Origin of the sequence: Bacteroides luti, from assembly GCF_900128905.1 — a bacterium.
Taxonomy (GTDB): Bacteria; Bacteroidota; Bacteroidia; order Bacteroidales; family Bacteroidaceae; genus Bacteroides; species Bacteroides luti.
In genome coordinates this window covers 144570-162170 of sequence record NZ_FQTV01000010.1, presented here as the reverse complement: position 1 = coordinate 162170, position 17601 = coordinate 144570, and the positions used below count along the sequence as shown (strand labels likewise).

Genomic DNA, 17601 nt, shown 5'->3' with positions numbered 1-17601 from the left:
TAGAAATATTTCTTAACCTACATTTTAATAATCGATAATTTAATGTACATTTGCACTGATAGAAAAAGAAGAATCCCGAAAACATGGAAAATTATATAGTATCGGCTCGTAAATATCGTCCTTCCACTTTTGAATCGGTAGTAGGCCAAAAGTCATTAACTACAACATTAAAGAATGCAATTGCTGCCCAGAAGCTAGCACATGCATATTTATTTTGTGGTCCACGTGGTGTAGGAAAAACTACTTGCGCCCGTATTTTTGCTAAAACAATCAATTGTTTGACTCCTACAGCCGATGGTGAAGCGTGTAATGAATGTGAATCATGTAAAGCGTTCAATGAACAACGTTCGTATAACATTCATGAACTAGATGCAGCTTCAAACAATAGCGTAGATGATATTCGGCTTTTGATAGAGCAGGTTCGCATCCCGCCACAAATTGGTAAATATAAAGTATATATCATTGATGAGGTTCACATGCTATCTACAGCAGCATTCAATGCTTTTCTTAAAACATTGGAAGAACCACCCAAACATGCTATTTTTATTCTTGCAACAACAGAGAAGCATAAACTGCTGCCTACAATTCTGTCTCGCTGCCAGATTTATGATTTTAATAGAATCAGTGTACAAGACACTGTAAGCCACCTTGCACATGTTGCTCAACAGGAAGGAATAAATGCTGAGCCCGAAGCTTTAAATGTTATCGCTCAGAAAGCTGACGGCGGTATGCGTGATGCTTTATCCATTTTCGACCAGGTAGTAAGTTTCACTGCCGGGAATGTGCAGTATCAAAGTGTAATCGAGAATCTGAACGTTCTTGATTATGAATATTATTTCAAATTAACCGATAAGTTTATTGAAAATAATGTTAGCGATTCACTACTTATCTTCAATGATATTTTGAATAAAGGCTTTGAAGGTAGTCACTTTATAACTGGGCTGGCTTCACATTTTCGTGATCTGCTAGTTAGCAAAGATGAATCAACTCTTCAGCTTCTGGAAGTTGGTGCCAGCATTCGCAACAGATATAAAGAACAAGCAGCCAAATGCAAACCTCAGTTTCTTTACAAAGCAATGAAGCTTGCCAATGAATGTGATCTGAGTTATCGTGTAAGCAAAAACAAACGTTTTTTAGTGGAACTAACGCTAATTCAGATAGCGCAACTTACTGCAGAACCAGATGATGTGAGTCATGGGCGTAGCCCTAAACAAGCTATAAAACCAATATTCAACCAGCAAAATAATGCTGCGGTACAGCAACAAGTAGCTGCACCTGTTTCTCAGAACCAACAAACGGCTCCAGCCTCTGCATCAAATAATACTAATGCTGCACCGTCTGCTGTTGTTTCATCGGCTCATACCAGTCCTGTAACAAACATAAAAGTTAAGGAAGAAAAGAAGGTTCCGGTAATGAAAGCCGGCAGTTTAGGAATCTCGATCAAGAATCCTTATAAGAACGAGCAAGAGCAGCAGACAAAAGTAACTGAATCTGGCCCAGCTCTTAAAAGGCATGAAGAAGATTATGCTTTTAACGAGAGAGATCTGAGTCACTACTGGATTGAGTTTGCTCAGTCTCTACCTATAGAGCAAAGAGGAATTATGATGCGCATGAAGAATTCTCCTGCTAAATTAATCTCGGATACATCCATTGAAATGGTTGTAGATAATGAGATTGTGGCAAAAGACATGACCAATATGATTCCTGCAATTCAGAATTATTTGCGAGCCCAGTTAAATAATAGTAAAATTACGATGACAGTTCGTGTAAGCGAGGAACAAGAAGTGGTACGTGCGTACAGCAGGGTTGAGCGTTTTCAAATGATGGCTCAAAAAAATCCTGAACTAATTAAGCTAAAAGAAGCTTTTGGGTTAGAACTCAATTAAATACAACGAACTATTACAATTTGTATAAATCTACGTTTAAAGGAAGATTTTAAAGAGTTTGAAGAGTTCAATTAATTGTCAGAATAAAAAGGTAAGGGCTATCCAAAAGGATAGCCCTGATTCTTAAGTATAACTGGTTAGGGTAGATAAACAGTTTTATTTTCTGTTCATCAGGCGATAACTCGCCATTTCTTCATATTTCGTTCCCGGACGACCATAATTACAATATGGGTAAATGGAAATACCACCTCGAGGAGTGAATATTCCTGTTACTTCTATATACTTAGGATCCATCAGGCGAATTAAATCCTTCATTATTATATTAACACAGTCTTCGTGAAAAGCACCATGGTTACGAAAACTAAACATGTATAACTTCAGACTTTTACTCTCAACCATTTTCACATCAGGAAGATAAGAAATCCGAATTTCAGCAAAATCAGGTTGCCCGGTAATCGGACAAAGGCTAGTAAATTCGGGACAATTAAACTGTACCCAGTAATCATTTTCCGGATGCTTATTATCAAAAGCTTCCAGCACTTCGGGAGCATATACATTTTTATATTCAGTTGCTCTTCCCAATATAGATAGTTGATCCTTTAAATCTGTCATTATTCCTATTTTTATATTATCGATCTAGTTTTTTCTTTTCAGATATTCTTGCAATCCATGATTTCTGAGCTTGCAAGCCGGACAGTGTCCACAGCCATCAGCCGGAATACCATTATAACAAGTCAACGTTTCATTGCGAACAAGTTCAAACACTCCTAGTTCATCTGCCAATGCCCATGTTTCAGTTTTATCAATCCACATTAAAGGCGTGTGAATAACAAACTGTTCATCCATAGCCAGATTAAGTGTTACATTCAATGATTTCACGAATGAATCTCTGCAATCCGGATAACCACTAAAGTCTGTTTGCGAAACTCCGGTAACCAAATGACGAACTCCTTTCTCTCTGGCAAAAACAGCAGCAATACTCAAAAAGAACAAATTTCGTCCAGGTACAAATGTATTAGGAAAAGAGTCAGCAGGTTTCTCCTGATCCATTTCAATAGAACTATCAGTTAAAGAATTGCTTCCTAATTTACTAATAAATGAAGCATCCATCAAATGAAATTCCACATCAGCTTTTTCGGCAATATTACGTGCAATATCCACCTCTTTCTGATGTTTCTGCCCATAAAGAAAGCTCAAAGCATATACTTTCTTAAAATGTCTTTTTGCCCAAAAGAGACATGTAGTCGAATCCTGTCCACCGCTAAATAATACCACAGCAGACTCATTACTCATTCTCATTAAATTTCTTTTATTTTAATTACGCTATAAGAAATATCTTCATCATAAACATCCGTTTCTTCAGTAAGCTTCACATAATTTACTACTCTACGTGTAATAGGAAGAACCAATATTTCAAATAATGTTTTAGCAATAGTCTCAACAACTATAATCTGAAACACTATACTTGTAGGGATTACAAAAAGAAACCCGATAGTAGTAAAAACGAAAGTATCAGCCATTTCTCCTACTAAAGTAGAAGCAATAGCGCGTTGTCCAAACTTCTTCCCCTTATGCAGAATCTTCATCTTACTCATTACATAGGAATTAAGAAATGAACCGACCAAAAAAGCAAGCAAACTTGCAAGTGCAATACGAGGAGTTTGCGCAAGAACGGAAGCATAAGAACTCTGCATCGTCCAATGTGGAGCCGGAGTCAGAGCTACTGAAGCTTGAAATAGCAAAATTGCCAGGAAATTAACAGCGAAGGCAATCCAAATTATAAGTCTTGCTTTACGAAATCCCCACACCTCTGTAATGCAGTCATTAATAACATAAGAAATAGGGAAAATAATCAATCCTGCAGTTGATGGAAAACCAAAGATTTCGAATTGTTTTACTGCGAGAATGTTGGAAAGAACAAGGCACATACTAAAAAGTATGCCCATTAGCATAAAAGAAACAGTTACTTTACTTTTCATTTTTCTTGTTTTTTACGTGGTGTTCAAGCACACGACCTCTATTCAAGGCGTCGTATTTTTAAATTTCGGGTGCAAATGTAAGAATAAAAATGCAAGAAAAAAATAAGAATCAGTTAAAAGTAAAAAATAAAGGGCAATCGGAAGATTGCCCTTTACCTGATCTTCTTGAACAAGAAGACCAGTCAGATGGTTTGGTTGTTAAATAGAGAGTTTAGTTAGTCTAGATATTATTTAATTTTAGTTTATCTTCTTCTGTTAGAATGTATAATCAACACCTAATCCAAATACTTTATTTGTACGGGTAAAGACATCTGTTCCAGCAAGACCAGTTCCATTATACCCTACGCTTTTAGCATCTTCAGCTGTAGATTTAGTAACTTTAGTATATTTATCGTAATTAGTGAAGAAATAAGCAACATTCACCTTTAAACTTTTATTTAGTTTAAATGCAGCACCCATACCTACAGAATATGAACTTGTAGTAAAACTCATATCAGACATGTAGTTATCCTGCAATTCATAATTTGTACTTTGAAATCCACCACTCACAAGAATTCTGTCAGTAATATCCCATTCGGCACCAGCAAGATATTCGTCGGTTCCTCCACCTAAATATTTTTGCTTATCATTAGCCATCTTTGCATCCTTATCATAATAGTGATTCCATCCTAAAGATGCTCGAACAGCTGGAAGTATTGAATACTGAGCACCAACAGTAAGCATTCCAGGGATATCATTCGGAGTATTGACTCCGTCTTTATAAGCCGCAACACCAGTAGTATTTATTTTCGTTTGGTTCTCAATATTAAGACTAGTTCTGAATTCATATTTTGCACCTATATTAAGTTTACCAATTTTGTAATCTAAACCAATAATAGGTGTAAGTCCCCATCCGCTTTGATCACAATCAAGTTCTTTATCAGCAGTTTTAATTGCAACTCCGGCAGCAGAAGTTGCAGCAGCAGTATATTGTTGAGCCAAAGCTGTATTTCCCGCAGCAGTTGCGGCAGCAGCGGCTGCAGTATATTGATTTGCTGCGGCGGTGAAGTATTGATTCACATTAATCATTTCACCTCCACCAATATTTGCTTTGATATCTCTAACATAACCAAAATAGCTGTTACTTACATAATTCATTCTACCTCCCAAAAAAGCAGAAAAATTATCAGTTAACTTATATGTAGCTCCAAGTTGTAAACCAAAAATATATTGGCGACCTTCAATAAAACTATTAACATCATATTTATTTGTTCCGGCAATACCAGCTTTTACAAGCATTGGCGGAATCATAGCCACCTGAGATTCAAAAGAAGCCAATCCATCATTGAATGTAGCTTTACCTCCACCACCGGTTACAGCAAAACTACCAGAGAAAGTCCAGTTTCCTTTTTTATAAGCAGCCTGAAAACTAGGAATAAAAGGAGCTGATGCTTCTCCTTTAAATTCTTTGGTTGCACTTCCACCATTTCCAGCAAAAGGTGCAAATGTAGAATTAATAGTTCTGGTTTGGAAAGCACTTTGCCCGTTTAATGATAAGTGAAAACCGTCATTTAAAAAAGCAACACCTGCCGGATTAGAATAAACGGCATCAATTTCCGTAGATGCGCCACGAGCTATATTACGAAGAAAGGCTACATTCTGATTTGTGTTTGTCAAAAGTCCACCTGCAAAGGTTGGAACTGAAACGATTAACATTAAAAAGCTAATCAATGATAATTTTCTCATAAGATTTTATATTTTAATATTTAAGGCGCAAAGGTAGTATAAAATTGCACATACCAAACAACAATGTGCTATTTTTTCATTTTGATTACTAAATTAGAAATATAATCGGCACAAAAAAAACAGTTTCATTAGAAACAAAAAACGGGTTATCCATCACGGACAACCCATTTATAATGTTCACAATTAACAGTTAACCTAGTTAAACACAAAATTTACTACAGAACGGATATCTGTTGAAGAAGAACCAATATACACCTTAAAGGCTCCTGGTTCTGCTACCCAGTCATGTGAAGTCTCATTAAAGAATTTTAGAGCATCCTTTCCTATTTTAAAAGAAACATTTTTTTCCTCTCCTGGAGCAAGTTCTATCTTTTGAAAGTCTTTCAATTCTTTTACAGGACGAATTACACTACACTTTTCATCACCAATATAAAGTTGAACAACTTCTTTACCCTTTACGTTTCCAACATTCTTAACCGGAATCGTTACGGTTATATATTCTGTTCCAGAAATATTCTTTTTATCGGCAACTGCTTTTCCATACTTAAACTGAGTGTAACTCAATCCATGTCCAAAAGGAAATAAAGCGGGAATCTTTTTAGTATCATGCCAGCGATAGCCAACCAAGATATCTTCTTTATATTCTTCCTTCACACCATCTCCGGGATAAGCAATAGAGCCAAATGAATGTGCAGCATTATCTTCCAGTTTCACAGGGAATGAAAAAGGAAGTTTACCACTTGGATTAACCTCACCTGTTATTATGTTTGCAATAGCATTTCCCGATTCAGATCCCGGATACCATGCCTGCAAAACACTTGGTACATTCTTAATCCATGGCATTTCAACAGCATTACCACTTAACAGAACTACTACCATATTCTTATTGACTTTTAATAAATCATTGATCAGCTCAGTTTGCCCAAAAGGAAGTGCCAGTGATTTACGATCAGCATTCTCGCAATCCTGGAAATTATTCTTATTTAACCCACCTACAAAAATTATCAAATCAGCATTTGCAGCCTGTTTTACAGCTTCTGCATGAAGAGAATCTGTATTAAAATCGGGAGCAACTTCGCGATCATAAACAGGTTTTCCGGAAGCATAACCCATTGTATATTTAACTTTATCACCAAACTTAGCTTGCAAACCAGCCAATGGGGAAACTTCCTTCTTCACTTTCAGTACAGATGATCCACCACCTTCTGTTAAACGACGAATTGCATTCTCTCCCACTACAAGTATTGAGCGATATTTATTACCATTTAAAGGAAGAATCGCTTCTTTCTTCTTGGCTGATTCATTTTTTAATAGGACAATACCCTCTTCGGCAATGGTGCGAGCTGCATAATAATGTTCATCACTGGTAAAAGATCCCCATGGACGATTACGATTCATTGCTGTTCGGAATATTAATCGAAGTATTCTGCTGGCTTTATCATCAATAGAACTCATTGGATAAGTTCCATCCTTCAAACCTTTAAGGTAAGCCGAAGCTAGATAATAATCATCATAAGCAAACTTCTTTCCGGAACTAAGTCCGTTAGTGTAAGATCCCATTTCTATATCCAAGCCATTAAATACAGCTTCTTTTGTATCATGTGCTCCACCCCAGTCGGTTACCACACAACCATCAAATTTCCATTCTCCTTTCAATATTTTATTCAACAAAAGATCGTTATGACAGGCATGCTGCCCACGAACTTTATTATATGATCCCATAATGCTCCAACTTCCTCCTTCAACTATGGCTGCTTTAAATGCAGGAAGATAAATTTCATATAGTGCACGATCACTAAGCTGAACATCTATGCTACCACGCCAAACTTCCTGATTATTCAGTGCGTAATGTTTTACGCAAGCAGCAACTCCATTAGACTGCAAACCCTTAACATAAGGAACTACCATCTTGGAAGCAAGATATGGATCTTCGCCCATATACTCAAAATTTCGTCCATTGAGTGGAGTTCGGAAAATATTCACGCCTGGTCCTAATAATACATCTTTTCTGCGGTAACGAGCTTCTTCGCCGATTGCTTTCCCAAAAATAGATGACATTTTTGGATTCCATGTCGCAGCTAAACAAGTAAGTGCCGGGAAAGCAGTACAAGAATCATTGGTAAAACCGGCATTTCCCCAATTATCCCATTGTATTTCTTCGCGAATGCCAGAAGAACTGTCACTCATCCAAAGTTCAGGAATACCCAGACGAGGCACACCGTGGCTGCTAAATTTTGATTGTGCCGTACATAGTTTTACTTTTTCTTCCAGCGTCATACGTGAAAGTGCATCTTTAACCCGCACTTCAATCGGCTGTTTCTGGTCCAGATACGCAGGCACTTGCTGAGCCTTTATTGAAGCAGCTCCTATCGTAAGAGCCATTGCTGCATAAATTAATTTCTGTTTCATATTAGATTTGTTATGTTATTTTGTTGAATTTATAATTAGTTCGTTACTTTTCAGAGTACCAGAGGTTGCCTTCAGAGTGATAACACCTTTATTTTCAGTTGACTGGATTACTACCAGACATTTACCATAGAAGGCCTTCCGAAAATTAGCCTTGAAACTTTCACTGCTTATGGGGCTACCATTATCAACTCCTACAATAATCCCTTCTCCCTCAATGCTAAAATTAATCAGATTATCAGCATTAGGACAGAGGTTTCCATCTTTATCTTTTACCTCTACAGTCACAAAGCTAAGATCTTTACCGTCTGCTTTAATCTGTTTTCTATCGGCCGACAAAGTAATCTGAGCTGGAGCACCTGCTGTTTTTATCTCCTTACTTAATACTTCTATTCCATTTTTACGAGAAACGACTTTAATTGTTCCAGGAACAAATTTCAATCGCCACATTACATGAAACTCATCTTTTCCTTTTTTTCTTATTCCTTGAGATTCGCCGTTAAGGAAAAGTTCTACTTCATCAGCATTATTATAGTATGCCCAAAGGTCAACCGTTTCACCTTCCTTCCAATTCCAGTGAGGAAAAACGTGAAGAACGTCTTTTTTAGTCCATTCGGACTTATACATATAATATACATCCTTCGGGAATCCGGCAAGATCTACAATTCCAAAATAAGAACTGCGGGCAGGCCAACTGTAAGGAGTAGGTTCTCCAAGGTAATCAAAACCTGTCCATACATACATTCCGCTAATAAAATCGTTATTCTTCACCAATCTCCAGCTATCTTCATGAGTAGTTCCCCAAGGTACATGACAATTGTCATACGAAGAACAGGATAAAGACTCATCAAAGAAAGGAATATCCCAACGAGAAGGCCATATAAACATACTATCACTTGGCATGCGATAATAACCACGTGTCATTAGTCCGGAAGTAGCTTCTGTTACGATAAACGGCTTGCCCGGAAAATTCTTAGGGACATCCTTAAAGTATGATTCATGATAATTAAATCCAATAATATCCAATGCTTTAGAGCGGAAAAGATGATTATTAGGATCCGGCTCATTATTTCCGGCAGTAATCGGACGTGTTGCATCCAATTCCTTAACCATATTGGCTAGTTTTAATGTAAGCAAGGAATTTACACTCATGGAATCTCCCCTATTGGCAAGCATCTTTGGATCACGCTTAAAGTTCAGTAACAGATTTGCAGCCTGAAGATCCAGAGTATCAGCACTTGCATCCGTCCATTGTTCCAATACCTCGTTTCCTATACTCCACATAAAAATAGAAGGATGATTGCGATCACGAAGAACGTGATCCGTCAAATCGCGTTCGTGCCACTCATTAAAATAGCGCGAATAATCGTGCGCTGTTTTTTTCTTGCGCCACATATCAAAAGATTCATCCATTACTATGAATCCCATGCGGTCACACAAATCCAGCAATTCTGGAGCCGGAGGATTATGCGAGCAACGAATTCCGTTACAACCCATTTCTTTCAGAGTTTCAAGCTGTCGCTGAATGGCACGTGTGTTTACAGCTGCACCAAGGCAACCTAAATCGTGGTGCATGCACACCCCTTTTATTTTTGTTGGAACACCATTCAACATAAATCCTTTCTGAGCATCGAATTTAAAATAGCGAATTCCCAATGGGGTCTCGTATTTATCTACTACTTTTCCGCCAACACTTATCAGAGTTATCACCTTATATAAATAGGGATTCTCTAGTGTCCAAAGTTCCGGATTGAATATATCAATAACTTGTTTTGTCTTTTCGACCACTCCTGGTTTTATTTTCAATGTGCTGACAGATCTCTTAACCTCGGCACCCTTGCTATTCAGAATAAAAGAACTTAGTTGTGCTGTAACAACGGACTTTGAGTCATTTTTCACCTTTGTTTCAAGAGCAATTGTTGCCTGCCTACTGGAAACTTTTGGAGTAGTAATATAAGTCCCCCATTGATCAACATGAATGGGATTGGCAATAGTCAGCCACACATTCCGGTAGATTCCACATCCTGAATACCAGCGAGAGTTTGGTTGTTCACTATTATCAACTCTCACAGCAATCACGTTTTTCTGACCGAACTTAATATAAGGAGTAAGATCGTAGCGAAAAGAGATGTAACCATAAGGGCGTTTTCCCAAAGAAGTGCCATTTATCCATACTTCTGAATCCATATATACGCCGTCAAAGTCTACAAAGATCTTTTTTCCTTTAATATCAGATTGTATCATAAAGGATTTGCGATACCAGCCAATACCACCAGGCAACGCTCCACCTCCACAGCCCGAAGGATTATCTTTACTGAATTGCCCTTCAATAGCCCAATCGTGAGGAAGATTCAGAACACGCCACGAATTATCATTGAAATTTGGAGAGAAAGCTTCTTTCACTTCACCTAAATGGAAGGTCCAGTTGTTATTGAAGCTAGATATAATACGAGATGTAGCACCATAACACGAAACAGACAACAGTATTAAAAAAGCTGTTATTGCCGGGCATAAAAGATTATATCTTTTCATTTTTTAAAGTTAACAGGTTATATTTATATTTCCTTGTACAGAACAATTCATTCTTCTGTACAAAAGAATGAATTGTTCTGTACAAAAGAAAGCAATCTTTTGTACAAGGATTTATTAAAGACTGAGGTTATAGTTTAATAACTTGCTTAGTGCCGCTATATTTCACCGTCTTCCCCTTTACTTTTAAGTCAAATGCTTTTGGGCTAGCCTGATTAACATACACCACATTAAACGTACGGTTTTTCAGCATTCCATTAAATTCTCCTTTTCTATCACCTATAACCAAAGACTTTGAGGCTTCATCATAGGTAAATTCAACAGTGGCATATTTACCTTTTTCATAATTATAATTATCTCCTTCATCTTCATACAATTTAAAAGAGCCATTTTTGCCACCATATACGAATAATGTTATCTTATCAGCAGGCTTTTCATTTGAATACTGCATATCAGGACCAAAAGGAATAATAGCACCTTCGCGAACAAAAAGAGGAATTCGTTCGTAAGGAGCAGCAATATTCAGCTTTTGTCCTCCACGAATATACTTACCGGTATAGAAGTCGTACCATCCGGTTGTCTGGGGGAAATAGATTTCTCGTGAACGAGCTCCATATTGATACACCGGACAAACCATCAGCGCAGGGCCAAACATATACTGATCACCTATATTATTAACCTTAACATCCTTTTCAAAATCCATCACCAAGGCACGCATAATGGTGTAATCCTTGAAATAAGTCATCCCGGCAAGTGAATAAATATATGGCATCATACTATAGCGTAGCTTCGTATAATACACTATTGACTGATAAGCAGGATGATTATCAGGAGCAATATTATATACTTCACGGTATGGGAACTGACCATGAGCCCGGAATAAAGGAGCAAATGCACCAAACTGATACCAGCGAGTGTTAAGTTCACGCCACTCTTTCAGGTCGGCATTTTCATTTCCGGTCTTATCAAACACACGCTGACCCTTTTCATATCTTTTTTCTACGCAGAAACCACCAATATCCATAGTCCAATAAGGAATACCAGCCATTGAAAAATTAAGTCCTGCAGAAATTTGCGCCTTCATATCTTCCCATCGGGTTGCAATATCACCACTCCATGTAGCAGTAGAATAACGTTGCAGTCCGGCAAATCCCGAACGGGTTAAAAGGAAAACACGCTTATTAGGGTCAACCCCTCTTTGTCCTTCATAAATAGCCTGTGCATTCATCAAGGCGTAAGTATTGAAATATTTAGTAGAAGGACCCAAAGCAGTAGGACCACACAGTTTCTTTCGATATTCCATATCTGTACAATCACGAACATTAGGTTCGGAAGCATCCATCCACCATGCATCAATACCCTTTGTATAAAGCTTATCCCTCATCTGTTCCCAGAAAAGCTTACGGGCACCAACGGTATAAGGATCATAGAAAGAACCAACATAACCCGGTCCTACCCAGTCACGGATACTATCTTTTACAGCTTGATGATACATCCATCCGTTCTTGTCGAATTCTTTATAATTTGCTGTAGTAGCATAGAATTTAGGCCAAACCGAAATCATAATCTTCGCATTCATCTGATGAACAGAATCAACCATAGCTTTAGCATCGGGGAAACGTTTCAAATCAAAATCGTGACTTCCCCATGAATCTTCAGGCCAGTAATTCCAGTCAAGCACAATATTATCAATAGGAATCTGACGTTTACGAAATTCTTTCAATACGCCTAACAATTCATCCTGAGTTTTATAACGTTCACGACTCTGCCAGTATCCCATTGCCCACTTTGGCATAATCTGAGATTTACCGGTCAGCGTACGATATCCGCCAATCACCTCATCCATATTTTTACCCTTAATGAAATAGTAATTTATCTCATTTCCCATTTCACTATAAAGAGCAAGTTTATTCTGTTGACTGTCTGGAACAGGACTCAATGCTTTCAATGCCATATAAGAAATTCCGCCATCAGGTTTCCATTCAATCCGTATTGGAACTCGTTTCCCCTTTTCCAAATTCACGGTAAACTTATAACTATTAGGATTCCATGCAGTACGCCAGCGTTCCTGAACCACCTTTACATTATTAATATATACTTCAGTATAACCTGCATAGTACAACCAAAAACGATAAACTCCACTTTCATTAGCCTCAAGCTCACCGCTGTAAGTTACATTAGCACCATCAAACGGAAAATTAGCCGGAAGATTCTTTATAGTTTTAATATCTTCATAATCAACAGTAGATTCTGTACGTGTTACTGTTGCTTTTCCACTTCTTGGATCGGGAACATAAGTAGCAGTCAGTCCACCTTCTTTACCATTTGCATCAAAAAGTTTAAATTGATCCAGCTGAGCATATTCACGATCATCACCAAATTTACTCAATGAGTAGTTATCCCACAAAATTCCATAATTCTTGTTTGATAGAACAAAAGGCACAGACACTTTCGTGTTGTACTGAAAAAGAGATTCATTCTTTCCTTTATAATTAAATTCATCAGACTGATGTTGTCCTAGTCCGTAGAAAGCTTCATCATCGGGAGATTCAAAAACCTGGCGCATAGTGTAACCTTTGGTACCCTCCACTTCAATTGGAGTAAAAGATTTGCCTCCGCCTTTATTTTCACGAAGAACAGCGTTTCCTTTAGTATCGGTAAAATTAACTTCACCAGTCTTTAAATTTACAAAAGCCTTTAAAGAAGCAGTGGAAAGAACAGCACAATTATTCTTTTCTTCAACAGTAAAAGGAGCTTGCTTACCGGTTTGAGGTACAACAATCAAGCTCTTTTCATCCGAAAATTTATCATCAGGAGTAGCAGACACATGAATTATTTTATCATTAATAACCTGCAATCTTACTTGATTCAAACCGAAACTTTGTTCTTTCTTTAAATGTACAATAAGCCCGTCGGCAGTTTTTTCAAAATCCGGTTTTGCACAAGACATAAACAATATTCCAGCTAAAAAATAAATAAATATGTTTCTCATCGTTTACCAAAAATTTAATAAGTTTTTTCAATGGTGTAAAGATATAATATAAAATATTACCTTATATTACACATTTGTTTTATTAGCGTACGCTTTTTGATAGGAAAAGGTATCTATTTGTTTCATCATGGGGTACAATTTGTTTCAAAGCCTGATAAAGGGCTAAACTTTCTTAATTTAGTCAACAGTTTTACAGAAATATATTTGGGTATACGGAAGAATTTGACTTTATTTGCAATGACAATATAAAACTAAAATAAAATATGATAAACACTTCTATGGCTCACAATAACCTATCAGGCCTTAAGCGTGAGGATTTCCAAAAAACAATAAACGGTAAATCAACTGATTTATTTATTCTAAAAAACAAAAATGGTATGGAAATCGCAGTTACTAATTACGGTGCTGCAACATTATCCATTATGGCTCCGGACAAAAACGGAAACTACTCAAATGTTATTCTTGGACACGACAGTATAGACAATGTAGTAAATAGTCCTGAACCATTTCTTAGCACTACTATCGGACGATACGGTAACAGAATTGCCAAAGGAAAATTTACTTTATGCGGCGTTGAATATACACTTGCCACCAATAACGGACCTAACTCTCTGCATGGTGGACCAAAAGGATTTCATGCAGTTGTATGGGATGCTGAACAAAAAGATGATCAAACTGTAGAATTTAAATATACAGCCCAGGATGGTGAAGAAGGATTCCCAGGGAAACTGGATGTAATTATGACTTATTCATTAACAGATGAAAATGAATTCAAAATAAGTTATAAAGCAAAGACAGACAAAACAACCCTCGTAAATCCTACCAATCACGGTTTCTTCAACCTCGCCGGCATAGCTAATCCTACTCCAACTGTTCTCAACAACATTCTTACTATAAACGCAGATCATTATACTCCTATTGATGATGTATGCATTCCTTTTGGAGAAATTGCCAAAGTAGAAGGTACTCCTCTTGATTTCAGAACTCCTCATATTGTAGGCGATCGTATTAATGACAAACATCAGCAAATTGAAAACGGAGCAGGATACGACCATTGCTATATTTTAAACAAAAAAGAAGCAGGTGAATTAAGTTTCGCTGTAAAATGTGTAGAACCAAACAGCGGAAGATTCATGGAAGTTTATACAACGGAACCAGGTGTACAGCTCTATTCCGGAAACTGGTTAAATGGTTTTGCCGGAGCTCATGGAGCTACTTTCCCTGCAAGAAGTGCACTATGCTTTGAAGCACAACATTTTCCAGATACTCCTAATAATCCTCATTTCCCTTCAGCTACTCTGAATCCGGGAGAAGAGTATTCTCAAGTAACCATTTACAAATTTGGAGTAGAAAAATAATCTTTAGAAACTAATTTAATCTCATAACTAACAATTTAAACGACATGTCTAATCAACAGAAAAATTACGCATTGCCTATAGCAATGATGTTTGCTCTTTTTGCAATGGTTTCTTTTGTAACCGGTCTTACTAACCCACTTGGTATAATTGTAAAACATCAGTTTAATGCAGCTAACTGGATGACCCAATTAGGTAATGCTGCAAACTTTATAGCTTATGCCTTCATGGGAATTCCAGCTGGTATGATGCTAAAGAAAATCGGTTATAAAAAAACAGCTCTGGCAGCAATCGCAGTAGGTTTCGTCGGCGTAGGTATTCAATTCCTGTCTGGTGTAGCAAGTAGCTTTGCTATCTATCTAACAGGAGCATTTATTTCCGGTTTCTCTATGTGTATGTTAAATACAGTAGTAAACCCAATGTTGAACACACTAGGTGGTGGAGGTAAAAAGGGTAATCAGCTAATCCAGTTCGGAGGATGCGGTAACTCTATTTCAGCTACTATCGTTCCTATCCTTGTAGGTTACCTTATTGGTGATGTAGCAAAAGCACAGATTAGCGATGCAGCTCCTGCACTGTTCATTGCAATGGGAGTATTTGCTTTAGCATTCTTTGTACTGTTCATTATGGAAATTCCTGAACCACACAAAGAAACTATTACTGAAAAGAAAGAAAAAGATACTCACAGTGCATTATCTTTCCGTCACTTCTTATTAGGAACTGTAGCAATCTTTGTTTATGTAGGTGTTGAAGTTGGTATCCCTAACTTCGTAAACTTATTCCTAACTACAGCAAAAGATGCTGAAGGAGCTACTGGTATTGGTATTGATGCAGCTATGGCTGGTTCAATCTGCGGTACATATTGGTTCTTAATGATGATTGGCCGTTTCGTAGGTGGAGCTGTTGGAGCTAAGTTCTCTAGTAAATCACAGCTTACTTTTGTGAGTTCAATTGCTTTAGTATTCTTATTAATCGGAATGTTTGCACCTACTGAAACTATGGTTTCAATGCCTGTATTTAAATCAAATATCAGCTTTGGTATGACAACTGTACCAGTTGGTGTTATGTTCTTCATTCTTTGTGGATTCTGTACATCAATCATGTGGGGTGGTATTTTCAACCTTGCAGTAGAAGGTATTGGTAAATACACAGCTATGGGTTCTGGCTTATTCATGGTAATGGTTTGCGGTGGAGGTATCCTTCCTTTGATTCAGGGAGCATTGGCAGACATCACTAGCAGCTACTTAATGAGCTTCTGGATTGTATTTGCTGGTGTTGGTTACATCTTCTACTACGCAATTATCGGTAGCAAAAATGTAAACAAGGATATTCCTGTTGAATAATTATATTATATTTTAAATAGAAATCTAAAAATAAAACACGAATTATGGATATTGAAGTTGTTAGAAGTCGCTTTCAAAAGCACTTCAACGGAGAAATAGGTTCAGTTTACGCATCTCCGGGACGTATCAATCTTATTGGAGAGCACACTGATTATAATGGAGGTTTCGTATTCCCAGGTGCTATTGATAAGGGAATGATGGCAGAAATTAAAATCAATGGAACTGATAAAGTAAGAGCTTATTCTATTGACCTGAAAGATTACGTAGAATTTGGATTAAACGAAGAAGATGCTCCACACGCAAGTTGGGCAAGATATATTTTTGGAGTTTGCCGCGAGATCATTAAAAGAGGTGGTAAAATTCAAGGTTTCGACACTGCTTTTGCAGGCGATGTACCTCTTGGAGCCGGAATGTCTTCATCTGCAGCATTAGAAAGCACATACGCTTTTGCATTGAACGATATGTTCAACTGTGGTATCGACAAATTCGAATTAGCTAAAATCGGACAGGCTACAGAACATAACTATTGCGGTGTAAACTGTGGTATTATGGACCAGTTTGCTTCTGTATTTGGTAAAGCAGGTAGCTTAATCCGTTTGGATTGCCGTTCATTGGAATACAAATATTATCCATTCAACCCAACAGGATACAAAGTAGTTTTACTTGACTCAGTTGTTAAGCACGAACTTGCTTCATCTGCATACAACAAACGTCGTCAATCTTGTGAAACAGTTGTAGCTGCTATCAAGAAAAATCACCCTGAAGTAGAATTCCTTCGCGATTGTACAATGGAAATGCTTGAGGCTGTTAAAAACGACGTAACTGCAGAAGATTACATGCGTTCTGAATATGTAATTGAAGAAATTCAACGCGTACTCGACGTTTGCGATGCTTTGGAAAAAGGCGATTACGAAACAGTTGGTGAAAAGATGTATGGCACACACCACGGTATGAGCAAGCTTTACGAAGTTAGCTGCGAAGAGCTAGATTTCTTAAACGACTGCGCTAAGAAAAACGGAGTAACAGGTTCACGCGTTATGGGTGGTGGATTTGGTGGATGTACTATCAACTTAGTAAAAGAAGAATTGTATGATGCATTTATTGCTGATGCAAAAGAATCTTTCAAAGCTAAGTTTGGCAGAAGTCCAAAAGTTTACGATGTAGTAATCAGCGATGGTTCACGCAAGTTAGCTTAAGTTTTAAATAAACATAACCTTATAGAAAGGTGTATCATTCATTTTGAATGATACACCTTTTTTTTGCACCTGTCAAAACCGATCGGATTTTATATTCAATTTATCATTTCATGCTCTATAACATACTAATAATTATATAATCATATAGAAATAAGTGTTACTTTTACACTCAATAAATATCACCTTAAAA

At 37.3% G+C, this 17601-nt stretch carries 11 protein-coding genes; 4 read left to right on the top strand and 7 right to left on the bottom strand.

Translation table 11 applies throughout. The annotated features are described in order from the left end of the window. The first annotated feature begins 83 nt into the window (after nt 1-83). Entirely contained in the window at nt 84-1886 is a 1803-nt protein-coding gene (locus BUC21_RS10600) for a DNA polymerase III subunit gamma/tau (protein ID WP_073402083.1), read from the top strand. A gap of 156 nt (nt 1887-2042) precedes the next feature. Here BUC21_RS10600 and queF read toward each other — a convergent pair whose 3' ends face one another. The 7 genes from queF to BUC21_RS10565 all read right to left on the bottom strand — a co-directional run bounded on the left by queF (nt 2043) and on the right by BUC21_RS10565 (nt 13517). Continuing rightward, complete coding sequence (gene queF, locus BUC21_RS10595; protein WP_073402081.1) at nt 2043-2498, bottom strand: preQ(1) synthase; 456 nt, start codon at nt 2496-2498, stop codon at nt 2043-2045. Between the two features lie 24 nt (nt 2499-2522). Then, entirely contained in the window at nt 2523-3179 is a 657-nt protein-coding gene (gene queC / locus BUC21_RS10590; RefSeq protein ID WP_073402128.1) for a 7-cyano-7-deazaguanine synthase QueC, read from the bottom strand. 5 nt (nt 3180-3184) lie between these two features. Beyond that, on the bottom strand, nt 3185-3865 hold the full coding sequence (locus BUC21_RS10585) for a queuosine precursor transporter (RefSeq protein ID WP_073402079.1): 681 nt from the start codon (nt 3863-3865) through the stop codon (nt 3185-3187). A gap of 255 nt (nt 3866-4120) precedes the next feature. After that, nucleotides 4121-5590, bottom strand: a complete 1470-nt coding sequence (locus BUC21_RS10580) for an OmpP1/FadL family transporter (RefSeq protein WP_073402076.1) — start codon at nt 5588-5590, stop codon at nt 4121-4123. 195 nt (nt 5591-5785) lie between these two features. After that, nucleotides 5786-7999: a glycoside hydrolase family 3 C-terminal domain-containing protein gene (locus tag BUC21_RS10575; RefSeq protein WP_073402073.1), complete on the bottom strand. Its 2214-nt coding sequence runs from the start codon at nt 7997-7999 to the stop codon at nt 5786-5788. A gap of 15 nt (nt 8000-8014) precedes the next feature. Continuing rightward, nucleotides 8015-10528, bottom strand: a complete 2514-nt coding sequence (locus tag BUC21_RS10570; RefSeq protein WP_073402071.1) for a glycoside hydrolase family 2 TIM barrel-domain containing protein — start codon at nt 10526-10528, stop codon at nt 8015-8017. Nucleotides 10529-10655: 127 nt separating this feature from the next. Further along, nucleotides 10656-13517, bottom strand: a complete 2862-nt coding sequence (locus BUC21_RS10565) for a TIM-barrel domain-containing protein (protein WP_073402068.1) — start codon at nt 13515-13517, stop codon at nt 10656-10658. 263 nt (nt 13518-13780) lie between these two features. Between BUC21_RS10565 and BUC21_RS10560 the strand changes: the two genes are divergently transcribed. The 3 genes from BUC21_RS10560 to galK are packed head-to-tail and all read left to right on the top strand — an operon-like array spanning nt 13781 to nt 17411. Beyond that, nucleotides 13781-14875: an aldose epimerase family protein gene (locus BUC21_RS10560; RefSeq protein WP_073402065.1), complete on the top strand. Its 1095-nt coding sequence runs from the start codon at nt 13781-13783 to the stop codon at nt 14873-14875. A 44-nt stretch (nt 14876-14919) separates the two neighbouring features. After that, the gene (locus tag BUC21_RS10555; RefSeq protein ID WP_073402062.1) at nt 14920-16215 is read left to right on the top strand and encodes an MFS transporter; all 1296 of its coding nucleotides are present in this window, start codon (nt 14920-14922) and stop codon (nt 16213-16215) included. Nucleotides 16216-16259: 44 nt separating this feature from the next. Further along, nucleotides 16260-17411: a galactokinase gene (galK, locus tag BUC21_RS10550; RefSeq protein WP_073402059.1), complete on the top strand. Its 1152-nt coding sequence runs from the start codon at nt 16260-16262 to the stop codon at nt 17409-17411. Nucleotides 17412-17601: the final 190 nt, after the last annotated feature.